The 15,835-nt window shown below is 45.2% G+C and carries 17 protein-coding genes; 2 read left to right on the top strand and 15 right to left on the bottom strand.

Features of this window, described 5'->3' with window-relative positions; all coding sequences use genetic code 11:
- Positions 1-14: 14 nt before the first annotated feature.
- The 7 genes from BMW43_RS08555 to BMW43_RS08585 form a co-directional block, all read right to left on the bottom strand.
- Positions 15-509 (bottom strand): PTS sugar transporter subunit IIB, encoded by a 495-nt coding sequence (locus tag BMW43_RS08555; protein ID WP_091745771.1) that lies wholly within the window; start codon positions 507-509, stop codon positions 15-17.
- A 26-nt stretch (positions 510-535) separates the two neighbouring features.
- Entirely contained in the window at positions 536-928 is a 393-nt protein-coding gene (locus tag BMW43_RS08560) for a PTS sugar transporter subunit IIA (protein WP_091745773.1), read from the bottom strand.
- Between the two features lie 70 nt (positions 929-998).
- Positions 999-1,877, bottom strand: coding sequence for a PTS system mannose/fructose/sorbose family transporter subunit IID (locus BMW43_RS08565; protein WP_091745776.1), 879 nt, complete (start codon positions 1,875-1,877; stop codon positions 999-1,001).
- A gap of 15 nt (positions 1,878-1,892) precedes the next feature.
- Positions 1,893-2,660 (bottom strand): PTS mannose/fructose/sorbose/N-acetylgalactosamine transporter subunit IIC, encoded by a 768-nt coding sequence (locus BMW43_RS08570; RefSeq protein WP_091745779.1) that lies wholly within the window; start codon positions 2,658-2,660, stop codon positions 1,893-1,895.
- A gap of 91 nt (positions 2,661-2,751) precedes the next feature.
- Complete coding sequence (locus tag BMW43_RS08575; protein WP_091746005.1) at positions 2,752-3,747, bottom strand: D-isomer specific 2-hydroxyacid dehydrogenase family protein; 996 nt, start codon at positions 3,745-3,747, stop codon at positions 2,752-2,754.
- Positions 3,748-3,780: 33 nt separating this feature from the next.
- Positions 3,781-4,425, bottom strand: a complete 645-nt coding sequence (locus tag BMW43_RS08580) for a bifunctional 2-keto-4-hydroxyglutarate aldolase/2-keto-3-deoxy-6-phosphogluconate aldolase (RefSeq protein WP_091746008.1) — start codon at positions 4,423-4,425, stop codon at positions 3,781-3,783.
- A 37-nt stretch (positions 4,426-4,462) separates the two neighbouring features.
- Positions 4,463-5,416 carry a phosphoglycerate dehydrogenase gene (locus tag BMW43_RS08585; RefSeq protein ID WP_091745782.1) on the bottom strand — a complete coding sequence of 318 codons (954 nt, stop codon included), beginning with the start codon at positions 5,414-5,416 and terminating at the stop codon, positions 4,463-4,465.
- A gap of 321 nt (positions 5,417-5,737) precedes the next feature.
- Between BMW43_RS08585 and BMW43_RS08590 the strand changes: the two genes are divergently transcribed.
- On the top strand, positions 5,738-6,592 hold the full coding sequence (locus tag BMW43_RS08590) for a MurR/RpiR family transcriptional regulator (RefSeq protein ID WP_091745785.1): 855 nt from the start codon (positions 5,738-5,740) through the stop codon (positions 6,590-6,592).
- 113 nt (positions 6,593-6,705) lie between these two features.
- Here the strand turns inward: BMW43_RS08590 and BMW43_RS08595 are convergent, their stop codons facing one another.
- The 8 genes from BMW43_RS08595 to BMW43_RS08630 all read right to left on the bottom strand — a co-directional run bounded on the left by BMW43_RS08595 (position 6,706) and on the right by BMW43_RS08630 (position 14,534).
- Positions 6,706-7,878: a UxaA family hydrolase gene (locus BMW43_RS08595; protein ID WP_091745787.1), complete on the bottom strand. Its 1,173-nt coding sequence runs from the start codon at positions 7,876-7,878 to the stop codon at positions 6,706-6,708.
- Complete coding sequence (locus BMW43_RS08600) at positions 7,868-8,164, bottom strand: UxaA family hydrolase (protein WP_091745790.1); 297 nt, start codon at positions 8,162-8,164, stop codon at positions 7,868-7,870. The genes BMW43_RS08595 and BMW43_RS08600 overlap by 11 nt, the downstream gene beginning before the upstream one ends.
- Before the next feature lie 41 nt (positions 8,165-8,205).
- Positions 8,206-8,655, bottom strand: a complete 450-nt coding sequence (rpiB, locus tag BMW43_RS08605) for a ribose 5-phosphate isomerase B (RefSeq protein ID WP_091745793.1) — start codon at positions 8,653-8,655, stop codon at positions 8,206-8,208.
- A gap of 14 nt (positions 8,656-8,669) precedes the next feature.
- A complete protein-coding gene (gnd, locus tag BMW43_RS08610) occupies positions 8,670-9,569 on the bottom strand; it encodes a phosphogluconate dehydrogenase (NAD(+)-dependent, decarboxylating) (RefSeq protein ID WP_091745796.1) in 900 nt (299 codons plus the stop codon).
- Between the two features lie 65 nt (positions 9,570-9,634).
- Entirely contained in the window at positions 9,635-10,603 is a 969-nt protein-coding gene (locus BMW43_RS08615; protein WP_177173517.1) for a phosphotriesterase family protein, read from the bottom strand.
- 68 nt (positions 10,604-10,671) lie between these two features.
- Positions 10,672-11,970, bottom strand: a complete 1,299-nt coding sequence (locus tag BMW43_RS08620) for a PTS ascorbate transporter subunit IIC (RefSeq protein ID WP_091745802.1) — start codon at positions 11,968-11,970, stop codon at positions 10,672-10,674.
- Positions 11,971-12,005: 35 nt separating this feature from the next.
- Complete coding sequence (locus tag BMW43_RS08625; RefSeq protein ID WP_091745805.1) at positions 12,006-12,311, bottom strand: PTS sugar transporter subunit IIB; 306 nt, start codon at positions 12,309-12,311, stop codon at positions 12,006-12,008.
- Positions 12,312-12,428: 117 nt separating this feature from the next.
- The gene (locus BMW43_RS08630) at positions 12,429-14,534 is read right to left on the bottom strand and encodes a BglG family transcription antiterminator (protein ID WP_218140634.1); all 2,106 of its coding nucleotides are present in this window, start codon (positions 14,532-14,534) and stop codon (positions 12,429-12,431) included.
- A gap of 329 nt (positions 14,535-14,863) precedes the next feature.
- On the opposite strand from BMW43_RS08630, the gene BMW43_RS08635 reads away from it, so the two are divergent.
- Complete coding sequence (locus tag BMW43_RS08635; RefSeq protein ID WP_091745811.1) at positions 14,864-15,724, top strand: MurR/RpiR family transcriptional regulator; 861 nt, start codon at positions 14,864-14,866, stop codon at positions 15,722-15,724.
- The last annotated feature ends 111 nt before the right edge of the window (positions 15,725-15,835 follow it).

Below are 15,835 nucleotides of genomic sequence, written 5' to 3' on the forward strand. Positions count from 1 at the left end.
CCTTAAGCTGTCTGCTAAGATATGGATTTCAATCCGTTTTCCAGACTAACCAATTTGGTATCCGGCACAGTTTGGAAGAATATTTTGACTCCCTTGGCATTCAGCTCTTTCAGTATCTCCACATCAGCGGGCAGCAAGGCCACACTATCAATGACAAACTTGGCATCTTTTTTCTTAGCAACCCCGCCTACATTTAAATTATCAAGCGGCATGCCTTTTTCAATCGCTTGTTTGACGGCGCCAATCGTTTTAAACAGCAAAATCGCCCGGTCATTGCCAAAGTTGTCTTTTTCCCAATATTCTACGGCACCATCTATGGAAAACACTTTAATCGTCATCCCCGAATTGGCTGTGGACATAGCATAAATATCCTTCATAAAAGGGTCTTTGGCTATTTCGTCATCTATAACAAAAATTGCGTTACTATTGAAACCACCTTTTGACCACTTTGTCATAACCTGCCCATGAATCAAGCGATCATCCACTCTGGTTAAACAAATTGCTCCCATGCTATCAACCCTTTCCAATTTTTTTATTAAGGAAATTGTTTTATGCCATCAATTCCGGAATTAGTCACGGCGTCAAGAAGTTCCGCCGGTTCCTTGGTATCGCGGGAAGTGAACAATTCGATAAGCATTAATATGTTCACTCCGGTAATTACCTTTACATCATACATTTTTGCCATATATAAACCAACATTGGAGGGACTGCCACCCAATAAATCAACAAAAATGACAACTTCTTTGCCAGCTTCCTTAGCCGACTTTACAATTTGCTCCGCTTCCTTGCGAAGTTCATCGACATCATTTCCCAAGCATAGCCCCAAAGCAAACGCATTCTCTTGTTGACCAATAATCATTTCCACACTTTTTAGCAATTCAATGCCAAATTTGCCATGGGTAATCACCAGCACCACTGTTTGTTTCATAGTTTCACCTCATCATTGACATAGGCAGCACTGGTTGGCAACAACCGGCTGTTACTATCATTGGTTACCCTTACAATATACCGACTCCGGCAAGAACTCCTAAAATAACCGACATGCCAACCAGAGCGTGCGTAATTTTCAATCCTTTTCGCGTGAAATACCAATATACACCCATAACCGTAATCAGCGGCAGCAGTCCCGGCAAAATCTGATCAAAAATTTTCTGAAGCACAAATTCCTTGCCGGAAATACTCCATTTCAAACTGCTTTCCACTTTTACATAAGAAGCGGCCAAAATCCCCATCATAAATATCCCTAAGACAGATAGTCCATTGATAATTCTCTTGATATTTTTACCGCCCACAATTTCACTTACTGCGGCCCGCCCCAGCCGATGGCCCAGCTTAACAAAATAGAACCCATATGTATACGTCAAAGCCACGAAAGCAAGCCAGGGGATTAATGCGCCCAGGCCGCTGCCGGCTTGTGCCCAGGGCAGAAAGATCGCCAATAGAATATATTGCACCGTACCGGAGTCGATGGCATCACCGATCCCTGCCAATGGTCCCATTAAGCCCACTTTAGTGGCATTAATAATGCCGCTTTCTTCACTGTCAGGATCAATACTGCCATCCGCCAAGCCCTGCGCTCTGGCTTCTTCCAGCGATATGGTGATCCCCAGTATCGTCCCCCCGCCCCATACGGCCTGAGTGTTAAAAAACTGGGAATGCCGTTCATAGGCCTCTTTAACATGCCGATCATCTTTATATAATTTTCTTATTATCGGCATAAGTGCCCACAGCAAGGAAGGGGCAATCATCCGGTCAAAGCTATGAGGAATCTCATTAGCATACCACCAGCGAAACCAGCTTTTCGCTAAATCCTTATTGGTAATTTTCTCGGGAGGAGCAATTGGATTTGTTTCCTGATTAGTAAGTTCTTCACTCATTATTATTCACCCCTTTTAACGTTCTACATTTTCATTCGCACAAATGGTGTATAGATACGCGATGATCCCGCCGATAATGGCATAAGTCACCGTATTGATGCCCAGGCTCTTCAGGCTTACAGCCATAAAATAGGCCAGTAAAAAGAACACGATAAACTGGGTCTTACCGATGACTTTCATGATCAGGGCAATCCCCAGCGCCGCCAGGCCACCGCCAACAGCGCCCAACACATGGAATACGATGCCGCCGGAAAGCTGGGCCAGGAACGAGGCAATGACCGGTGCTCCGGCGTAAAGGCCGATAAACAAGAGCGGAAAGAACAGAACCATGCTAACCAATATGGGAAGAATGATAATAGCAAAAGTCAGGCCTTTATCATTCGCTTCAGCAGCATATTTATCCATCAAACGGACAATAAAGGAGTTAATAAAAAACCGAAAGGAATAAATATAGCTACCCAAAAGACCGACCGGCACGGCTACGGCGATCGCTTCGGTAGGCGCCAATCCGGCAAGCATAGCAACCGGTACGGCAACCGCAGTCGCTACGGCCGGTTCACTGGGCATGGCTCCCCCTGGTGCGATCATCCCCATGTAAATCAATTGAATCGCTGCCGTAATGGTCATCGCCAGCGGAACATTCCCTAAGACAAGACCAACAACCAGTCCCGTCATCATCGGGCTAAATCTGAGCATCAACGTTGAATAACCAAGAGCACGAGCCTGAACCACCGTCACCCACAGCGCGATCAGAGCCGCCTGGGTTGCGCTAATTTCCCCCATTTTCCCACACCTCTTTTTTATAAATTTTAAAAGGAACAACAACCGCAGTGATGAATCAGGTATCCCTCCTCCCGCTTATGGTTAGTCCGCATTAGCGCCGAGCTAATAATTCTGTATTAATAACATCTTCGGGAACTTTCCCGGCAAGTACCCGCTCCACATCGGTGACTACCTTGTCACCCATACCATACAGGCATTCATAGGTATAAGCGGAGGTATGAGGCGTAATGACTACATTTTCATAGGCCAGCAAAGGATGTGTCTCGGTAATCGGTTCCCCTTCGATCACATCGAGGCCAATTCCCGCTACCGTTCCATTGTCCAAAGCAGCTCTAAGCGCCGTTTCATCCATGAGCTCACCGCGGGCCGTATTAACGATAAAGACATGCTTTTTCAAAAGAGCAAACTCTCTGGCCGAAAGCAGGTGATAATTATCTTGGGTTATACAAGCATTCAGAGAAATAATATCCGCTGTACCAAGCAGTTCTTCCAGCGAAACCGGAGTAGCGCCTTTTTCTTTTATTTGTTCTGTCGGAAGGCCTGGATCATAGGCAATCAACTCGGCATTAAAACCATTTTTTAAGATTTCGCCCACTCTGCTGCCAATATTGCCAAAACCGATGACACCAACCGTTTTCCCTTTTATTTCATTGCCAACAAATTTTGCCCGCTCCGCCCACTTGCCTGCTTTGGCTTTGAATGAAGCCTCCCGCACCTTACGCATAACCGTCATTAAGAGAGCCACCGCATTCTCCGCCACAGCCTCCCGTTCGATTAGGCTGGAAACCTTGGTGACAAGAGTTCCCTTTTGGGTAGCCGCTGCCACGTCAATATTGTTATAGCCAATACCATGGCGAGATATCAGAAGCGTCTTGTCCTTATACTCAAAGAATTCCTCATTGTACCAGGCCGTTACACTGGCAATAATGATTCCATACCCCTGCAAATGCTCGGCAAGCTCCTTCCCTCCCACGTCTTTCGGCAAAGTAAAACGTTTTACTTCGCCCAGGGCTTCCAACCGTTCGATATGCTCCGAAAAGATATTCCCGAAACTGCTGGAATTCACAATCGCAATTTTAGTCTCCATATGTATATCCAACCTCTCCCTCCAAATGCTTTATCAACTGCGGGCTTCTTTCACCGCTTCAATAAACTTTCGGGCATTGTCCGTTACCGCGGCATAATCCCCTTTGGCCGCCGGACCGCTAAGCGCTCCGCCGGCGCCGATGGCCACCGCCCCTGCTTTGATCCACTCGGCGGTATTCTCCGGCGTTACCCCGCCGGTCGGCATAAAATTAGCCTGGGGCAAGGGACCTTTAAAAGCTTTAATAACCTTAGGTCCGTATAACTCACCGGGAAATACTTTGATCACGTCAGCTCCCGCCTCCAAGGCTTCCAGAGCATCTCTAGCTGTTGCGGCGCCGGGCATGACCGGGATATGATACCGGTTGCACAGGACAATCGTTGGTAAACTCAGCATCGGTGTCACCACATAACTGGCGCCGCTCAAAATAGCGATTCGAGCTGTTTCCGGATCCAATACGGTGCCTGCCCCTAATATTAACTGATCCGGCGAATAGGTCTTCGCCAAACTTTCCATGACTTTACAAGCCCCCGGCACCGTGAAAGTCATCTCAATGGCGGTGACCCCTCCTGCGATGCAAGCGGCCGCAATTTGCTGGGCCTGCTCTTCATTTTCAGCGCGTACAACCGCAACCACACCAACATCAATGATTCGTTGCACGGTCTGGTATTTTTTTAGCATACCTGTCATTCTGAAAGCCTCCCACCATTTATTTTTCCTATTTCACCGGAAACAACGGGGTTTCTCCCTTGAGTACCCGTAGTACCTCTTCCCCGGCAGTCACGCTAGAGCGTACGACTGCTTCCCGGGTATAGCCACCACAATGAGGTGTAATCACCACGTTCGGCAATTGAATAAATGGATGATCCTTTCCTGGAGGCTCCTCCTGTGTTGTGTCGGCACCATAACCTGCTATTTTTCCAGCTTTCAAAGCAGCCGCCAACGCCGCTTCCTCAACTAAATCCCCACGGGCCGTATTAATTAAAATGGCTGAATTCTTCATACTGTCCAATACCTGCTGATTAATCATGCCCACCGTATCCTTGGTCGCGGGAACATGCAACGTGATCAGATCGGCTTCCCGATACAGTTTATCCAGACTTACATACTGCGTCCCGTATAAGCCCGTTAACTCTGTTCGCGGATATAAATCAAAAGCCAGTGTTTTCATGCCAAAAGCATGGGCCCGTTTTATCACCTCAGCGCCAATATGGCCGGTCCCGACAACCCCTAGGGTCTTACCGTAAAGCTCCATGCCCTGAACTCTTTGCCAGCCACCGGCACGAACCGCTTCACTTTGCCGGACAATATTCCGGCTTACGGCCAGCAGCAGGCCAAATACCAACTCACAGACCGAAATATTATTCGTTCCTACACTTAATGTTACCGTCACATCATTTTCACGTGCCGCCTGTACATCAACCGTGTTATAGCCCACTCCATTACGGCTGATTACCTTTAATGTCGGTTTGCCCGCAACAATCACCGGTGCATTTATTTCATCCACACCGGCAATAACCGCATCCATTCCTGGGATAAGCTTTAGCATTTCCTGCTCATTACGCGGAACGTCACCGGCACCGTCAATTACCTCACAGCCATTTTGCCGCAATAGATCAATGCATTCCTGGCAGCGTGCAACCGAACGGGCGGTGACCAATACCTTGTACAATACAATTCCCCCCTGCATTCAAATAAGAATATTTTCAAAAAGTTCCTGATTCAAATCAGAAACTCTTTGTTGCCCTGTTAAGTTAAAAATCAATATAATATGATTGAGTATTATCATTTTAAACCACAATAAAGATATGTATATTTCATTTTATGAGGATATTTTTGATAAAATTACTTCATTTGTTTATAATTGTACTTTAAATTCAAAAAAATCACAATACTATTTGATGCGATTATTGCATTTTTTTATAAAAAAATGATATACTTCTATCAAATGAACAAATTTTCTCGCATTTTACTATGACCAGGAGGTTTTACCATGAATATAGCTTCACCCGAGTTATTATCTTTTTTAATCCCTTATTATAAAAACTTTACAAAATCCGAACAAAAGCTGGCTTCTTACATATCGAATCATCCTCAACAGGTTATGAAGCAAACGATATCGGAAATAGCTGAAAAAACGAAAACATCGGAAGTTACTGTATCACGCTTTTGTCGGAAGGCCGGTTTTAGTGGACTTCAGGATCTGAAGCTATCGCTATCCGGCGAAATATTTACCCCTTTAGAATCGGTTTTTCAGGATATTAAAGTAGATGATTCAGTTGAGTATATTACCAAAAAACTATTTGGCAATATTTCAACAGGACTGCAGGATACGTTAAAAATTCTCGATTTCTCGGCTCTGGAGGCTGCTGCCGAAAAAATTAATGCCGCCCGAAAAGTGGATATTTATGCGTTAGGTATGTCCAGTATCGTAGGCCATGACATCGAAAATCACCTCATCCGCCTGACTAAGTCGGCTCATTTTCTTGCCGATACGCATATGCAAGCCATATCGGCTTCCCTGCTTACACCGGAAGATGTTTTGATTGCCATTTCCCATACAGGCTCTAATATTGATTTACTGGAATCGGTAAAAGTCGCCAAAAAATCCGGTGTTCCCATCATCGTCATCACCGGCTATCCCAATTCGCCAATAACCAAGCTGGCCGATATCGTCCTTAGCGGTATGGGCTGCGAAGTCACCTACCGCTCCGAATCAACGGCGTCCCGGCTGGTGCATCTGGCGATTGCCGACGTATTATATACCTGCATTATTATGAAGGATCCGGAAAAGTACATGCAAACAGTTACCCATTGGCGCCGGGAAATCGCTAAACATCGTCTATAAAAACTCAGTACCAAACCTACTTGATTATATTTCCAGAAAAACAAAAGGGTATCGCAAAACGCTATTTAAAAGAAAGCGCTTTGCGATACCCTTTTAGTTTAAGAATATGCTAATTAAAGCTGATTGCACCATACCTCAAAATTGCGGTACACGCTGATTTCGCCAAAACCGTACTCTTCTGCTTTGGTTAATTCACCGTTGCAGATAGCCAGCATGTTAGCAAAAATCTTTTCGCCACATTCCTCCAACGTCATCGTTCCCTGCAATATTCCTGAAACATCCACATCAATATTGTCCGCCATCTTTTTATAGGTTTCCCGGTTCCCCGTCACTTTCAATACCGGAATAACTGGATTTCCAATAGGCGTACCCCGTCCGGTAGTAAACACGCAAAGCTGCGCCCCGCCAGCCGCCATACCGGTTACCGACTCAATGTCATAACCTGGCGTATCCATGATAATCAAGCCTTTTTCCCTGGGTGCTTCCCCATAGCGAACTACCTCATTCACTGGCGTGCTGCCCCCCTTGGAAATTCCCCCCAAGGCTTTTTCCTCTAAGGTACTCAGCCCACCCTTCATATTGCCTGGTGATGGATTAGCTCCCCTGATGTCGACACCCATTCGGACAAATTCGGCTTCCAGTCCTTTGACGATAGCCAGTATCCTGTGCCGAACAAATTCGTCTTTTGCCCGTCTGGCCAGAATATGTTCCGTACCGATCAATTCCGTCGTTTCCCCCAGCATTACACTGCCGCCTGCCCCGATCAGCCGGTCGCTGCAATAACCTAAAGCCGGATTGGCGGACAAACCGGAAGTCGCATCCGAACCGCCACAATTGGTTGCCAGAAGAATTTCGTCAAGCCCGGCAACCACCCGTGGGGCCGTCACCAGCTCTTTTACCATATTGGCGGCCAGCTCAATCCCCCGTTCAATCGTACGAACTGTACCGCCTTCCTCCTGAATAGTGATGACCGCCAGCGGCTTGGTCGTTTTACTGCGTATTTCCTCATAAAGCGTATGGGGCTGAACGGTTTCGCAACCCAGTCCGACAAGGAGTACTCCATACACATTAGGATTCATCGCCAGTCCTGACATAGTCCGCTTCATAATGGGAACACTACCGCCAATCTGCCCACAGCCCTTGGTATTGGGAATTAAGACCGTTCCCGGCACCTGGGCGGCAATCCGGGCAGCCGTTTCATTGGCACAGCCTACCGTAGACATAATCAGGACTTTATTCCGGATACCCAAAGAACCATCCAGTCTTCTAAATGCTTTAATTTTCATTGCTTAGGGTCACACCCTTTAGATTTTCTGTATGGACATGTTCGCCAGATTCAATAGCCCGTTCCGCCCTGCCGATGACTTCACCGTATTTTAGTACGGTTCCCTGAGCCGGAATCGCTGTGACGGCAATTTTATGATAGATGTCAATATCCTGTTTGGCCAACAGTTCTACAACCAGGGATCGGTCATAAAAAATCTGGACAGACTCACCGCTTGTCACAGGCTCCAACATAACGGCAACCATATCCTGGCGATGCATCAAGATAGCCTTTTTTTCTTTACTCACAGATAGCTCTCCCCTCCCAGGGATTAACCGGCGTTGCTATCTCATCCGGAGTATAGCACCTCAATCCGGTTAATCTTTTCAATTCGCCGGAGCCTTTTTTCCGCCCCGTCAAACCGGCTGGCAAGCCAGGTATCCACAATCGTGATAGCCGCACCACTTCCTAATACCCTGGCACCCAGACACAATACATTCGCATTGTTATGCTCCCTCGCCATTTTCGCCGAGAAACAGTCTCCCACCAGCGCAGCCCGGATGCCAGGAACCTTATTGGCTGCAATAGACATGCCGATTCCCGTGCCGCAGATCAAAATGCCTTGCTCATATTCACCACTGACTACCGCCTGGGCCACAGCGAGAGCCACATCGGCCGTATCAGTAGCCGAGCCGTCTAACGTGCCAAAATCCCGATATGCCAATCCTGCCTTCTGGAAACGGGCAAGAATATCCTGTTTGAGATAGAACCCGGCATGATCCGATCCAATAGCCAGCATATTTGTTCCCTCCTTTAAGCCTGTGTTACCACTTGATGTCCCCCAAACTGATTACGCAAGGCAGCGACCACTTTGCCAGAAAAGGTGTCGTCTTCCAGTGAACGGTAACGCATCAATAAGGAAAGAGCAATCACCGGAGTGCAAATCGAATTATCCAGTGCTGTTTCCACTGTCCATTTCCCCTCGCCGGTAGATTTCATAATACCTTTAATGGTACTGAGGCTGGCATCCTTTGCTAACGCATTCTCCAATAGTTCCATCAACCAACTGCGAACCACCGAGCCATGGTTCCATACGCCGGCAACCTGCTGCAAATTAAAATCAAAACCGCTCTTATTCAGCAATTCAAACCCTTCGGCAATAGCCTGCATCATGCCATATTCAATACCATTATGAATCATCTTGCAAAAATGTCCGCTACCGGCCTTTCCTGTATACAGATAGCCGTCGGGCACAGATATGTCTTTAAAAACCGGCTCACAGTAATGAACGGCTTCCGCATCACCACCAACCATCAGGCATACGCCCTGTAAGGCCCCGCTCACACCGCCGCTTGTACCGCAATCCAAGAAATAAATGCCCTGCCGTCTTAAGCTTTCATAGCGCCTGATAGAATCCTTATAATTTGAATTTCCACCGTCAATGATCACATCGCCGGCAGCAAGCAAGGGTGTTATTCCGGCAATGGCGTCATCAATCGGCGGTCCGACCGGAACCATTAACAATATGGTTTTTCTACCGCTTAGACGGCCTGCCACTTCGTTTATTTCCCTAACGACCGTTATCCCCCTGTCAGCTAACCCCTTTGTATTAGCCCGATTGATATCATAAGCCACAACACAGTGTCCTTTTTCCTTTAGATTAAGAGCTAAGTTGTAGCCCATTTTCCCCGTCCCGATTAGTCCCAGTTCCATAGCAAACCTCCATTTACACTTTGCCTATAGTATATTTTTATAAATATAGTTAACTCCATGCCTGCCTATAACTCCTGTTGTTTATTCGCAAACGCCTGTGCAGCATTTCCGGCGTATATTTTTTGTATGATCTCTTCCGAGACGCCTGCTGCCCGGAGCCTTGGCCAAAATATCTGCAGGTTATAATCCATTCCGGGTCCCCCCTGGTAGGATTTAAAATAAGACCGCCTGCCCAAATCCGCACCAATCAGCAGTTGAGAGCCCCATCCCCTGTCTACCATATTTTTTATCAGGGTGGCAATGACTTCATCGGGATAATATTTGATCCGCCCTGGTCCGTCATAAATCAAATACACGCCTTTAGCCGCCAATTGTTCATGATAAAACAAATCCGGATTACGGTCTATATGTCCCAATATAATATTGTCCGTCCGCACACCCTCTGTCAGAAGAATTTCAATGATTTCCAAAGCCATTGTCCCTCTTTCCGTATGAAGAGAAACGGGATAGCCAGTTGCTACGGAAGCTTTTCCCGCTGCCTGAAGCACTTTCTTTTCAACAGCGGTTATCACCTGATAATTGGCAGCAGCCTTAATCACACCGGCTCTTGCCTCAGACCGTTTTACAATAGGCCCTGCATAGTCATACAAATCAATTCCATCTTCTAAATCCTCAATTAGCAATCTGGCAATCTCTTCCACAGAATAGCGGTAAATAAAATGAGTTGGGTCGTAAAAAATCGACTTATGAAAACCTGTCGTAGCGACTACCTGTACCCCGGAGGCTTTGCTTATTTCGATCAGACTACCAATGTCACGACCGCTGCCACAGGGAGTCATTTCCACAACCGTTTTTCCTCCTGCCTGTTGGAACAAAGCTACTTCGTTTAACGCAGCCTCATAGCTGTCCATCAGAAAATCTTTCCCCCCATGAATCACTTCCCCGCCGCCGATCCGCATCAGATGCTCATGAGCATCTGTATTACCTAATACATCAGCCGGGATTTTCCCCAATACCGTTTGTACAAATTTCATATAAATCACTCCCCCTACATAGTAACCCATATGAGACAAGCATTCGTCTCATATGGGTTGTTTGGCATTTATAGGCCCAATAGCGGCCTGATTAATTTCAATATATACAAGAGAGGCAGCCACAAAACAGCATAGTCGATATTACTAAACATCAAGCCCGATCCATATAAGAGCCCCATCATCGGATAGAGGGCCGCCGCCCCAAGGTGGGCAATAAAACTACTGATAAAACCTCCTAATACGGCTCCTTTCCAACCGCCAAACTTATTTCCGAACACGCCAACCGTACAACCGTCAAAAAACAGAATAATCGGACTGGGAAATACAACAATCGGCGACTGAAAAGCAATCAGTAACAGCGTAACCAGAATTCCGGCCGGCACAGAACCCAGAAAACCCATCATAGCACCGGAAGAACTATACGGATAATAGACCGGGCAGTCCAGTGCGGCCACCGAATTAGGTATAATCCGTTCCGAGATTCCTTTAAAAGCCGGAATAATAGAGTTCAGGAACATCCGTACCCCAACCAGCATAACCGCCACACCGGCAGTAAATGACACGGCCTGCATAATAAGCCAGATAATCCAATGCTGAGATTGAGATAAAGTATATACATTATCTGCACCGACAACAAAGCCAATCACAATATACAAAACCGGCATAATCACCGCTAAGGCAAGAGTTACATCCTGGAACAGGTACAAACCGCCCGGCAATTTGATGCTGTCAGCATCGTTTTCTTCTGCTTTGCCAAAAAGTTTGCCGGCCCAAGCACCGATCAAGGCACCAAACTGCTGGGCATGCCCTAAAGTAAAATCATCACCAACAAAACTTTTCCCTAATAGCCGGGGTATTGCGGGAGTAAAAGTCCAGTACAAAGCAGCCAAAACAGAAGCAACGACGATCAGCGAAGTACCGGTGAGACCGAGTACTTCCTGCAGCGATAAAATGAGAAAAATAGCCAGATACAGCATCATATGAGCAGTTAAATAGACATTCTTGCAGATTTTCCAGGGCACCAGGTAAACCAATAACAAGTGAATAATAAAGCCAATAACAAAGGTTAGTACGGCTTGATTTGCCATCTTCAGCATAGCCACACCGAAAGCGGCTTCGTTCAAAGGCATAACACCTTTTACGTGTACCACGCTGTTTAGCATCCCCATGACCGGTGCAATAGAATTAACAATAGCTCCGGCGCCCAGCCCCAGAATGATAAGTCCGACAATCGTTTTAATAACCCCGTCAAAGGTCTCATTGAGATCTTTTTTCTGGACCAACAGTCCAACCAAGGCAATAATGCCTAAGAAAATGGGTGCCTGATCCAATACTTGAAAAATTATAAATTCAACAATTTCCTTCATATATCGTTTTCCCCCTTTTCATTCCGCTATATAGGTTATACTAGAACACCCCATTCTTTAAAAATCGCGATCAAACTATTATTGATCTCATCTTTCTTAATCAGATTTGTGACAAACACAACCTTGGCCGTTTCATAAATATGAGGCGGTATATGACTCTCCATGCTTTTCGTAGTTAAAATGATATCGCTCTTTAACCCCTTGATCATGCCGATATCAGCAACCGTTACATTAGCAGAAATTTTATTCTTGCTTACAAAATCCATAATAGCCATCCGGGCCAAACTGCTTGTACCCAATCCCATGCCGCATAAAGCGGTGATTTCATAGCGCTTGCTCATAATTATTCACCTCATATTAGAATATTTACTTTCTCGATATACCCAATTCTTTAACGCAGTAAGCCTTATGTATCCACCTCCTACCCCGACACTAGGCCACTCCTTGTTGTTCTCCAATCAGGAATTAATCAAATTCACCAGGACCTCGTTATCGGTTGATTCCAGTATCATCCTGACATGATTCTCATCTCCTAATAAACCGACTAAATCAGAAAGCGCTTCCAGATGGGTCGTATGGTCAATAGCGCATAAACATACCACAATATGTACCGGATCATTTTCCTTATGGCCAAAACAAACTGGGTTCTTCAATGTAATTAAACTCATCCCAATTTCATTTACGCCTGCCTCCGGCCTTGCATGGGGCATCGCGATGCCGGGAGCAATGACCATATAGGGTCCGATGTTTTTCACAGCGTTGACCATGGCGTCCGTATAGTCCGGCTTACTCGCTCCGACGTCCTCCAACAATTTTCCACCTGCCCGTACAGCCTCTTCCCAATCCTTTACAGCTACATTCAACTTTATCGTTTCTGCACGCAATAGATCCTTAAGCAAAGGTTGGACAACCCCTTTCTTTTCTTCAGTTTCAGCGATATTCAGAAAGCCTGTTAATTCTTTAATCAACTTATCTTCATCCAAAATCTTGCAATGGCTTTGAATAATGCTCATAATGCTTTGCAAACGGTAACCACCTGATTTTATCCCTTTAATCTCTTGCTTTAATTTCTCAATATCTTGTTCCGTCAATAAAGGATTCACCATAAACGACTTTATCTTCGAATTTTGAATAGGTACGGTAGATACAATCAAATCCACATGCCTGTTCTGTAAAACCTGATCAACCTGATGGAAAGCAACACGATCAACTATGTTGATATCAAATACAGCCTGTAGTCTGGTAGCCAGCATATTGGCTGTTCCAATTCCCGTTCCACAAACAAGAAGTATATGGGGACTTATCATTCTACCAGTCCGGCAACGTTCAACCGCAGCAGCAAAATGCATAACAAAATAGCCGATTTCTCCGTCATTCAACTGTTTCTTTCCATATTCCTCAAGTAACTTCGCTGCTTGCCGAACTATTTGAAACAAATCTCCATAGTTTCTTCTTAGTTCATCCAGCAGTGGATTCTTCAGGTTCAGTCCATGTTTCATCCGGTATAGCGTCGGTTGAAGATGTTCTAAAAATCCTTCGAACAACTGATTATCGGCAATCAAATTCAACCCCAGACTATCACCAACCTGACGAATAATCCTTTCAGCAATCAGCTGGCACGGTAGCCAATCCTCCCGATACCGGTTCGTCAAATTGGACTTACTGGCTCCCAGTAAATGAATGGTAATATAGCCAATCTCATCAACCGGAACCTGCAGTTTGTAATACTCTTCCAAATGTCCGGCCAGTTCAGAGGCCACCGCAAATTCTTTAGACAGTTTTAGAGAATTAAGTTCTCCTTTAGGCATGACAATGTCCCGCCCCAGTTGGATACGCTTAATTGCGATAGCAATATGAATGACAATCCCAGAATAAGCGGCATCTGAAAACACGGCATCTAATTCCTTTTCCGCTTTTTTTATGCATTGTTCAATATAATCAATATCAATGTCCTCAAACAATTTCTTCAAAGGATCATCCGGCCCCACAGCTATGCGATGATATACAGGTGACTTGACAATCTCTAAGGCCTGATTCATATCAATGGTTTCTGTCAATAGTTCAATCGCGGCCCGGCGCAGCTTTTTCTCCTCGCCGACAACTTTGATCCCGTACTTGGGAACCGACTTTAATTCCAGATCATGGGCTGCAAGCCACGCCTTCACACCGGTAAGATCTTTAACAATAGCACTGCGGGAAACAGAAAGCTTTTCCGCAAACGTATTAATGACCGCAAAACCTCTTTGCTGCATGAGATCACTCAAAATAAAATGAATTCTCTCTTTAGATGACAGGCTATATTGATAGGAACTTATTTCACCTAGACAACACAAGACTTTTTCTTTGTTCTCACAGGGTTCAAGAAATTCCACACCTACATTAGGTTTCCTAACTAATTGGGGTAACGAATTATACTTTAAGAATTCATCAATTGTATTCAAATTGTAGCGAATCATCCGGTTGCTGACCTTAAATAAAGCAGCCAATTCGGATATTTTTACCGGAACAGTGGCATCCATCAAAGAAATAAGAATTTGCGAACATCGTTCATCCAGCGTAATCACCAGCACCTCCCTCAAGAACTATCATAGTAGAATGCAATTTGTTTGAAAAGTTCAACATCTTGCCAGTGAACTGTGGCAAAAGTACATCATAGCAGACAAAGAACTCTGCCGTTCTTATATTCAATTAAAATAGCCAAACATAAACTGTTTAAAAAATAAAATTATTTTCACTTGTTGCTCCTTAATTCTAGCATATACATCATTAATCATGAAAATAGTTTTCTTTAAATCAATAATTATTAAAATTATTTTCACTCTGGTTGTATTTCCACACCTTTCCACTTATACTAATAGATAAGTATAGTTTGTGTTATAGGAGGGTTTTCACTTTGGACCGCGATCAGAACCCCAATGCTTGTTTATCTACTATTCAAAGCATGTTTCAAACACTAACAAAAACCGAAAAAAAACTAGCTGAATATATCCTCAATAATCCGGCAGAAGTTGTCCATCTTACGATTACTGAACTAGCCGACCGGTGTGTCACCGCCGAAGCCACGATCACCCGGCTTTGTAAAAAACTCAACTACTCCGGCTTCCAAAGTTTAAAAATCTCTCTGGCTACTGACATCTATCAACCCTTCGAATCAGTGTATAACGAAGTAAATGTGGATGACCCACTGCAAACAGTAATAGGTAAAATATTTCAAAATATTAATGAAGGTTTGCAGGATACCTTAAAACTACTCCATACCGAAGCTTTGGATCGCGCCATTTCCGCCGTTCTGTCCGCCCGGCGGATTGATGTGTATGGTTCCGGTGGTTCGGCTGTAATCGCCGCCGATGTCGAACACCGCTTCTCTCGTTTCGGCATTCCGGTTAGGGCCTATGCCGATCAGCACATGCAGGCTTCCTCCGCCGCCCTCCTCCACCGCCATGATGTGGTTATCGCCATTTCCCATACCGGTTCAAATCGCGACGTCATCCAGGCAGTAAAAATAGCAAAGGACAATGAGGCAACCATCATTGCCCTTACCAGTCATCTCCGTTCTCCTCTGGGGCAAATTGCCGATATTGTCCTTCAGGGCATGGCCCGCGAAGTAAACTACCGCACGGAAGCCATGTCTTCCCGCCTCGTGCATCTGGCTATTCTTGATGTCCTTTACGTTGGAGCTATGCTACGTCAACCGGACCGCATTACCGACAATATGCAAAAAATCCGGCAAGCCATCGCCAGCCGAAGATTATAAGTTTAAAATTTTATTTCCCCTAAACCCAATAAGTCTCGCAAACTTGATCGGTCGACCAAATTTGCGAGACTTATTTATTCAATGCTTCTTTACTTTTATTATAAATTGCAT

The organism is Propionispora vibrioides, assembly GCF_900110485.1.
Classification (GTDB): domain Bacteria; phylum Bacillota; class Negativicutes; order Propionisporales; family Propionisporaceae; genus Propionispora; species Propionispora vibrioides.